Annotated in this window: 9 protein-coding genes; all 9 read left to right on the forward strand. The window is 48.3% G+C overall.

The window, feature by feature from the left end; genetic code table 11:
- Nucleotides 1–318: acetyl-CoA carboxylase biotin carboxyl carrier protein (gene accB / locus NP589_RS20675; protein WP_256608666.1), on the forward strand; the 318-nt coding region annotated here is incomplete at its 5' end.
- A gap of 19 nt (nucleotides 319–337) precedes the next feature.
- Nucleotides 338–1,681 carry an acetyl-CoA carboxylase biotin carboxylase subunit gene (accC, locus tag NP589_RS20680; protein ID WP_020482567.1) on the forward strand — a complete coding sequence of 448 codons (1,344 nt, stop codon included), beginning with the start codon at nucleotides 338–340 and terminating at the stop codon, nucleotides 1,679–1,681.
- A 65-nt stretch (nucleotides 1,682–1,746) separates the two neighbouring features.
- The gene (gene prmA, locus NP589_RS20685; protein WP_256608673.1) at nucleotides 1,747–2,631 is read left to right on the forward strand and encodes a 50S ribosomal protein L11 methyltransferase; all 885 of its coding nucleotides are present in this window, start codon (nucleotides 1,747–1,749) and stop codon (nucleotides 2,629–2,631) included.
- A 4-nt stretch (nucleotides 2,632–2,635) separates the two neighbouring features.
- Entirely contained in the window at nucleotides 2,636–3,280 is a 645-nt protein-coding gene (locus NP589_RS20690) for a zinc-ribbon and DUF3426 domain-containing protein (protein ID WP_256608667.1), read from the forward strand.
- A gap of 6 nt (nucleotides 3,281–3,286) precedes the next feature.
- Nucleotides 3,287–4,483, forward strand: coding sequence for a class I SAM-dependent rRNA methyltransferase (locus NP589_RS20695; protein ID WP_256608668.1), 1,197 nt, complete (start codon nucleotides 3,287–3,289; stop codon nucleotides 4,481–4,483).
- A 179-nt stretch (nucleotides 4,484–4,662) separates the two neighbouring features.
- Nucleotides 4,663–5,190 (forward strand): hypothetical protein, encoded by a 528-nt coding sequence (locus NP589_RS20700; protein ID WP_256608669.1) that lies wholly within the window; start codon nucleotides 4,663–4,665, stop codon nucleotides 5,188–5,190.
- Between the two features lie 184 nt (nucleotides 5,191–5,374).
- Nucleotides 5,375–6,940 (forward strand): VPLPA-CTERM-specific exosortase XrtD, encoded by a 1,566-nt coding sequence (gene xrtD / locus NP589_RS20705; RefSeq protein ID WP_256608670.1) that lies wholly within the window; start codon nucleotides 5,375–5,377, stop codon nucleotides 6,938–6,940.
- An 80-nt stretch (nucleotides 6,941–7,020) separates the two neighbouring features.
- Entirely contained in the window at nucleotides 7,021–8,142 is a 1,122-nt protein-coding gene (gene gmd, locus NP589_RS20710; protein WP_256608671.1) for a GDP-mannose 4,6-dehydratase, read from the forward strand.
- Nucleotides 8,143–8,146: 4 nt separating this feature from the next.
- Nucleotides 8,147–9,121: a GDP-L-fucose synthase gene (gene fcl / locus NP589_RS20715; protein ID WP_256608672.1), complete on the forward strand. Its 975-nt coding sequence runs from the start codon at nucleotides 8,147–8,149 to the stop codon at nucleotides 9,119–9,121.
- Nucleotides 9,122–9,174: the final 53 nt, after the last annotated feature.

Here is a 9,174-nt window from a genome sequence, read left to right on the forward strand (position 1 = left end):
CCCGTGCAGTACGCAGCGCCTGTTGCAGCGCCCGTGGCGGCTGCGCCTGTTGCGGCGGCGGCTCCTGTTGAAGAAAAAGTCAGCGGTCATGTGGTTAAGTCGCCCATGGTCGGTACCTTTTACCGTTCGGCGTCGCCAGGTTCTGCATCGTTTGTCGAGATTGGTCAGTCGGTTAGCAATGGTCAAACCTTGTGCATTATCGAAGCCATGAAAATTTTGAATCAGATCGAAGCGGATAAAAGCGGCAAAATCAAACAAATTCTGGTTGAAAACGGCCATCCGGTCGAATACGGCCAACCTTTGTTCATCATCGAATAACCGACAAAGGGGCTGGACTATGTTTGAGAAAATTGTTATCGCCAATCGCGGCGAGATCGCTTTGCGCATTTTGCGGGCCTGTCGCGAATTGGGCATTAAAACCGTGGCTGTGTATTCCGAAGCTGACCGCGATTTAAAACACGTGAGACTGGCCGATGAAGCGGTATGTATCGGTCCGGCTGCGTCTGCCGGCAGCTATTTGAATATCCCGGCGATTATCAGTGCCGCCGAAGTGACGGATGCTGAAGCCATTCATCCAGGCTATGGGTTTTTATCCGAAAACGCCGATTTTTCCGAGAAAGTCAGTCAAAGCGGCTTTGTATTTATTGGTCCTAGACCTGAAACCATTCGCATGATGGGCGACAAGATCGCCGCAAAAAAAGCCATGCAGGCGGCGGGTATCCCTTGCGTGCCGGGTAACGGCGATCCTTTGGGCGAAGATGAGGAAACCAATCTGAAAATGGCGCGGGAAATTGGTTACCCGGTCATTATCAAAGCGGCCGGCGGCGGCGGCGGCCGCGGCATGCGTACGGTGCATACCGAAAGCGCGCTGCTGAATGCCATAGCGATGACGAAGGCCGAAGCCGGTACCGCGTTCGGCAATAGCACCGTCTACATGGAAAAGTTTCTGGAAGATCCGCGCCATATCGAGTTTCAGGTGTTGGCCGACTCGCACGGTAATGCGATACATTTGGGTGAACGCGATTGCTCAATGCAGCGCCGTCATCAAAAAGTCGTCGAAGAAGCACCAGCTCCAGGGATTACCGAAGAGCAACGTAAGCAGATGGGTGAGCGTTGTGCGCTGGCTTGTCAGGAAATCGGTTATTTAGGTGCGGGAACTTTCGAGTTTCTCTATGAAAAAGGTCAATTTTATTTCATTGAAATGAATACACGGGTGCAGGTCGAGCATCCGGTCACCGAGATGATTACCGGTTTCGATATTGTGAAGGAACAGCTGCGCATCGCCGCCGGCGAGCCTTTGTCGATCACGCAAGAGCAGGTGAAGTTTACCGGTCATGCGATCGAATGCCGTTTGAATGCGGAAGACCCGAAAACCTTTATGCCCAGCCCCGGGGTGATCGATCAATTCCATATGCCGGGCGGGCCTGGTATCCGTTGCGAAACGCACATTTATAATGGATATAAAGTGCCGCCGTATTACGATTCTATGATTGGTAAACTGATTGCGCATGGCGACGATAGGGCGAGTGCGATTGCCCGGATGAAGACCGCGCTGAGCGAAATGGTGATAGACGGCATCAAAACCAATATCCCTTTGCAACAAAGCATTATGGCCGACGCAGCGTTCGCCCAGGGTGGGCAAAATATCCATTATCTGGAAAAGAAATTGGGTATCCATTAATACGGTTTGGGCGAGGAGATTACGAAAATGGCGTCTCCTTTTCCAGCTAAAAGCTTTATATGACTATGGCCTGGCACCAGCTTTCCGTTATTACCGACGAAACCACCGCTCCTGCCTTATCGGAGTTTTTCAGCGAATTGGGCGCGGTTTCGGTGACTTACAGCGATGCCGATGATGAGCCGGTGTACGAGCCGGCCATCGATCAAACCAAAATCTGGACCCGTACCCGGGTCACTGCCTTGTTTGAACTCGATACCGATCCGGATATTGTACGCAACTTGCTGTTCAATCAATTTATCGGTCAACCCTTGCAGGAATGGGTAGCCGAGGTTTTGCAGGATCAGGCTTGGGAACGGGCGTGGATGGAGCATTTCCAGGCAATGAAGTTTGCCAATAGTTTGTGGATTTGTCCCAGTGGTCAGGAACAGCACGAGCCGGGCACGGTTTGCATGACTTTGGATCCGGGCTTGGCGTTCGGCACAGGAACTCATCCGACTACTGCATTATGTTTGGAGTGGTTGGCCGGTAACGATATTAAAGACAAAGTATTAGTCGACTACGGTTGCGGCTCGGGGATTCTTGCCGTGGCCGCGCTGTTATTGGGCGCTAAGCAGGCGCATGCGGTGGATATCGATCCGCAAGCGTTGACCGCCACTCAATACAACGCCGAAAAAAACCAGGTTCAACAGCGAATCGATTATTATCTGCCCGAACAGTTTTCCGCGTTTGCAGCTGATCTGGTACTTGCCAATATTCTCGCTAAACCGTTGATTGAGCTGGCCTCAACTATCGGCGCATTGGTGAGGCCGGGCGGGCAATTGGTTTTGTCGGGAATTTTGAACGAACAAGCCGAATCTGTAGCGTTAGCATATCAAGAGCAGGGTTTCGTTGTTGCGCCTCCGGTCAGTCAGGAAGACTGGTGTCGATTGGACGCCTATAAACCTGACTGAATAGATGTATAGCCGATGTCCGCATTGCGCTAAGCAACACGAAGTTACCGTCGAGTGTTTGCGGCAATCGCGTGGATTTTTGGATTGTTCCGCATGCGGTAAATCTTTCGATGCGTTGCGATTCCTTAGTGAAGGTGAAGATACGGTACTGGCGGATGAGTTGCCGTATTCGGACCAGCAAACTGTTAACAAGCGGCCGCAGACTCCGGCGGTTTGGTTCGTCGCAACCAGCTTGGTGTTACTGTTATTACTGGCGCAAATCCTGTATTTCGAGGGCTATCGTTTAACTATGCATCCGCAGCTCAGGGCGCGTTTGGATAAAGTCTGTGCGACTTTAGCTTGCCGGTTACCGACGTATAAAAATCTTGAGGAATTGAGCGTTTCGCATAGCGATTTGCGGGTTCGGAGCGATAGCAGTTATTTGTTTAGCGGTGTGCTTAGCAATCAAGCGATATTTGCGCAACCGGCGCCGGATTTAAAGCTTAGCGTGTTGAATTTCAATGGACAGGTAATTGCGGAACGGGTGTTTAGTTCTGCTGAGTATCTGTTAAGACCAACAAGTCTAGCCCCAGAGCAAACGGTAGAAATCCGTTTGGCTATTGTGGCGCCTGCTGCGCCAATTGGCGGTTATACCTTTACCTTACTTTAGGGCTATATGAGCTATCCGGAACTGTTTCTGAAAAAAAACGAAGACAAACGCCTGCGGCAAGGGCATTTGTGGGTGTTCAGTAACGAGGTCGATAGTCAGCGCAGCCCGTTGGAGCAGTTTACGGCCGGCGACCTAGTCCTTGTCCACGATTCCGGCGGTAAGGCTTTGGGCATAGCCTATCTGAATCCTCATGCACTGATTTGCGCGCGCTTGTTGACGCGTAAAACCAATATCAAAATTAGTGAAAGTTTTTTTAAAGCGCGCTTGACCCAAGCTTTGGGTTTGCGTGAACGTTTGTTCGATAAACCTTATTATCGCTTGGTGTTCGGAGAGAGTGATGGTCTGCCGGGTTTGGTGATTGATCGCTTCGGTGCTGTGCTTTCCGTGCAAATCACCACTGCGGGAATGGAGCGGTATAAGGAGGTGCTGGTCAAGGTCTTACTTGAGTTGCTGACACCAACGGCGATATTGCTGAAAAACGATAATAGTCAGCGTCAGCTGGAAAATCTGTCCTTGGAACCTGAGCTGGTTTACGGCGAGTTGCCTGAGCAATTGCTGATTGAAGAAAACGATGTTCGTTTTATCGTTAATGTGGCCGAGGGCCAGAAAACCGGTTGGTTTTACGATCATCGCAACAGCAGGGCGCAGTTTGCGCGGGCTTGTCATGGTTTAAAGGTGTTGGATTTATTCAGTTATGCTGGTGCCTGGGGCATTCCAGCCGCAGTGGCTGGCGCTGCGGAGGTGTGCTGTGTGGATAGTTCCGAGAGCGCGTTGGCATTAGCCTCGGCCAGTGCCGATTTGAATCAGGTACGGGATAAAATGCAATTCGTGCGCAGTGATGTGTTTGAGTTTTTGAAGCAAGCACGCGAGCAGCAACAGCATTACGACGCGATCATATTGGATCCGCCTGCGCTGATTAAACGCAAAAAAGATTTCAAGGCTGGGTATGAAGCCTATCGCCGCTTGAATCATTTGGCGTTACAAGTTTTGTCGAATAATGGTATTTTGGTCTCGGCATCATGCTCGCATCATTTGAGTAGAGATAATCTGCATGAAATTCTACGTTCTTCGGCGCGGCACATTGATCGACATCTCGTGTTTTTCGGTAACGGTAGTCAAGGTCCGGATCATCCGATTCATCCCGCCTTACCGGAGACCGATTATTTGAAAACCTTTTTTTGTGCAGTATCCAGTCGGCTATAGTGAATCATGGCGGATTCCAAGCCCAAATGCGGTTTGTGCGGTCAGCGGGTGTTGATTCCCGGATTCGAGCTCAATACATTGCTGGGCCAAAAAAAATTTTGTTGCGAAGGTTGTCGCAGCATTTTTCAACTGCTCAATAGCGAGCAAATAATAATAACGACTCCAGAGGAGAAATAAACATGAAAGCCTGCGAATCTTGTGCAGACCGCGTCAATATCGGTTGCCATCATAAACAGATGCCGGTTATATCCAGAGCAATCGGTTTACTGTTTATCTATTTGCCGATTTTGACCTTGCCGTTTGTGATTACCAGCGCTTATTTGACTTATTTCAGTCTGAAATTGGTCGGTGCGGAAAATGTTAAAAAATGGGGCGATTTTTTACCGGCCAGGGCGAGTCACCGTTATGATCTAAAAAACCAGATTACGATGGACGGTTCATTCAAATTCAGCATGGCGCAATCGAAATTATTCTGGATTTTGAATTGCACTTGGTATTGTCCGGTGAGCGTGGGCTTATTCGAATGGCATGCTTACTTGGTGAAAGTGGTTGAGAACTGGTGGTGTCCATTTACCCATGACCGTAAAAACAGCTACTCCGACGGTGCTATCGATCAATCTTTTTGGCATATTTATCCGGAAGAAAAAGCTAAATTGAATGAAGAAGATAAAAGAAACCCGATTTTCACAGTCGACCCCGAAGCCTAACAGTGTTATTGGTCTTTGATGATGTGTCACTTGGCTTTAATAAAGCCGGGGGATAATAGTTGGATTTACCGGTCAGTGCTATTGCGATTGGCCGGTTTAGTAAGTTGGGCAAAATTTCCTACCGCCTAACAAATAGTGCCGGTATGGGGCAAATTTAAACATCAATTCTTATTTTCGACACGGAATGAATACAGAGAATACGAAATCGGCCATTGTCTGGTCATTATGGGCTGCGGCTCTATTGCTGCTATGCGTGGTGTTCAGAGATAGCCTTATCGAAATGGCGACGACATGGACTAACGTCGAGGAATACAGTCACGGCTTTTTTATCCCTATCATCACCATTTACCTGCTGTGGGCGCGGCGCGGCGAGCTGGTTCTGGTTCAAGGATTTAAAGCGTCGCTGCCCGGACTCATTATTATCGCGTTAGGATTGATTCTGTTTATTCTGGGCGGATTGGCAACCATAAAAACCATGGAGCAATATGCGTTTCTGGTGGTTTTGACGGGGATGTTTGGCAGTGCTTTCGGGTTACGCGGGCTGCGTGTAGGTGCCATACCCTTGTTGTTTTTAATCTTCATGGTGCCGTTTCCTTCCTTCATTCTGAATAATCTTTCGTCAAAATTGCAATTGATTTCATCCTGGTTGGGCGTGGAATTCATTCGTGCTTGCGATATCATGGTTTACCTGGAAGGGAATGTTATCGATTTAGGCAGTTATAAGTTACAAGTGGTCGATGCCTGTAGTGGCTTGCGCTACTTGTTTCCATTGGCCAGTCTGGCGTTTCTGTGCGCGTATTTGTTTAAGGGCCCGTTCTGGCAGAAATTGCTGATTTTTCTGTCTTCAATGCCGTTGACTATTTTTATGAACAGTTTTCGGATAGGTGTAATCGGTGTCCTGGTCGATAACTGGGGTACGGAGATGGCCGAAGGCTTCCTGCATGATTTCGAAGGCTGGGCAGTGTTTTTACTGTGTATGTTACTGCTATTTATCGAGATGTGGGTTTTTAGCCGAATTAGCGGTAGAAAACTGGCGATGGGCGAATTGGTGCAGATTCCGGAAGAATGGAGTCATACGGCGCGTCGGAACCTGGTTGCGATTCTGAACAAATCGGTGTTTGCTGTCTTGATATTGCTATGCGTGGGCGCAGGCGCTTCAGAGATATTTAAAGGGCGGGAAGACATCATTCCGGAGCGTAAAGCGTTTTTAACTTTTCCAACGACGTTGGGAAATTGGCAGGGACGAAACGACTATCTGGCCCAGCACTATCTAAATGAATTGAAATTGACCGATTATGTTATTGTCAACTTCACGCAACCAGAATCCAGGAATAGCGTTAATTTTTATAGCGCCTACTACCAGTCGCAACGCAAGGGCGCCGCGGTGCATTCGCCACGCAGTTGTATTCCCGGAGACGGATGGCAAATCAGTAGTTTCGAGCAGCGCGAGTTCGCTGATTTGCAATTGGATGGGCAGGCATTGCAAGTAAACCGGGCCATTATCCAAAAAGGTGAAAGCAGGCAATTAGTGTATTTTTGGTTTCAGCAACGTGGCCGGATGATAACCAGCGAATATATGGTGAAATGGTTTTTATTTTATGATGCCATCACGATGAATCGTACCGATGGTGCTTTGATTCGCTTAGTAACGCCCGTAGACAAAGTTGAAGATATATCTGTCGCCGATCAACGATTGCAGCTGTTTTTAAAAAATTTGTTACCGGAGTTACCGGCTTATTTGCCGGGCTAACAAGATTTGCGTCGGCTTAGGTGCTTGACGACTTGGAAATGGTTTTACGTCGATTTGACTCAAAAGAAAAGGAGCTATAAATGAGTAGAAAAAAAGCATTGATCACTGGCATAACCGGTCAAGATGGATCCTATCTTGCCGAGTTTTTATTGGAAAAGGGCTATGAAGTGCATGGAATCAAACGGCGTTCGTCTTTATTTAATACCGAGCGTGTCGATCATATCTATCAAGACCCGCATATCAAGGACCCGCAGTTTTTTCTGCATTATGGCGATTTGACCGATAGTTCTAATCTCACCCGTATTCTAAGTGAAATTCGCCCGGATGAAGTCTACAACTTGGGTGCGATGAGTCATGTGGCTGTATCGTTCGAATCTCCGGAATATACAGCTGACGTTGATGGCATGGGTACGTTGCGGCTTTTGGAGGCCATTCGTTTTCTTGGTATGGAGAAAACCACGCGTTTTTACCAGGCATCAACTTCCGAGCTGTATGGCTTGGTCCAGGAAATTCCGCAAAAAGAGACTACGCCGTTTTATCCCCGCTCGCCCTATGCGGTAGCCAAACTTTACGCCTATTGGATCACCGTAAATTATCGTGAAGCGTATGGTATGTATGCGTGCAACGGTATTTTGTTCAATCACGAATCACCGCGTCGAGGCGAAACTTTCGTGACGCGTAAAATCACTCGCGGCCTCAGCAATATCGCTATCGGTCTGGATAAATGCCTGTACATGGGCAATATGGATTCCCTTAGGGATTGGGGGCATGCCAAGGACTATGTGCGGATGCAATGGATGATGTTGCAGCAAGACCAGCCCGAGGATTTCGTGATTGCGACCGGCGTACAGTATTCGGTAAGACAATTTATCGAAATGTCCGCCAGCGAATTGGGTGTGAGTATTCGCTGGGAAGGTACCGGCGTTGACGAAAAAGGGTATATCGATGCTATTGTCGGTGACAAAGCGCCTGGTATGGCTGTCGGTCAAAACATCGTCGCTATCGATCCGCGTTACTTTAGACCTGCGGAAGTAGAAACGCTGTTGGGTGATCCTAGTAATGCCAAAAATAAATTAGGCTGGGTACCGCAGATTACCTTGCAGGAAATGGTGGCTGAAATGGTTGCTTACGATCTTGAGCAAGCGCAAAAGCATGCCTTGCTGAAAAAGCAGGGTTATAACGTGGCGGTTAGTAGGGAGTAATAACATGGTTGAAAAGCAAGATAAAATTTATCTAGCTGGCCACCGTGGCATGGTCGGCTCGGCAATTTTTCGGCAATTGACGGAGGCGGGTTATCAAAACATCGTTGTGCGCACTCATGCTGAATTGGATTTGACCGATCAAGCAGCTGTGAGGGATTTCATGGAGCAAGAGCGCCCGGATCAGGTGATTCTTGCCGCCGCCAAAGTCGGCGGCATCTATGCCAACAATGAGTATCCTGCTGAGTTTATCTATCAAAATTTAATGATGGAAGCCAATGTGGTTCATCAAGCTTGGCAGGTAGGCTGTAAAAATCTTTTGTTTTTGGGTAGTTCTTGTATTTATCCAAAATTCGCCGAGCAGCCTATGCAAGAAAATGCGCTGTTGACTGGGGTATTGGAGTCGACGAACGAGCCCTATGCAATTGCCAAAATTGCCGGAATCAAGTTATGCGAGTCTTACAATCGGCAATACGGCGTCGATTATCGTTCGGTTATGCCGACTAATTTGTATGGTGAGAACGATAACTTTCATTTAGAAAATAGTCACGTAATTCCAGCGTTGATCAGGAAGTTTCATGACGCCAAGGTTAGTAACTCCCCAGCTGTCAGCGTTTGGGGAACCGGGAAGGCTATGCGCGAGTTCTTGCACGTCGAGGACATGGCGGCAGCTTGCCTGCATGTGATGGCCTTGGACAAAGAGCAATATCAATCTTGCACTGAACCCATGTTGTCGCATTTAAATGTCGGGACGGGCGAAGACGTAACGGTTCGCGAATTAGCTGAAACTATTCAAGATGTCGTTGGTTATCAGGGGCGAATTAGTTGGGATAGTACCAAGCCGGATGGTACTCCACGAAAATTGATGGATATCTCAAAGCTCAAGTCTCTGGGTTGGCAACCGAAAATTGCGTTGAAAGAGGGGCTCGACCGCACTTATCAATGGTTTGTCGAGCATCAAGGCGAGTTTAAAGCACATTAGTTTTACCGGGCTCGCATCCACGCTCGTGGAAGGCCTGAAAGAAATATGCCCGG

This window comes from Methylomonas rosea (assembly GCF_024505055.1).
GTDB lineage: Bacteria > Pseudomonadota > Gammaproteobacteria > Methylococcales > Methylomonadaceae > Methylomonas > Methylomonas rosea.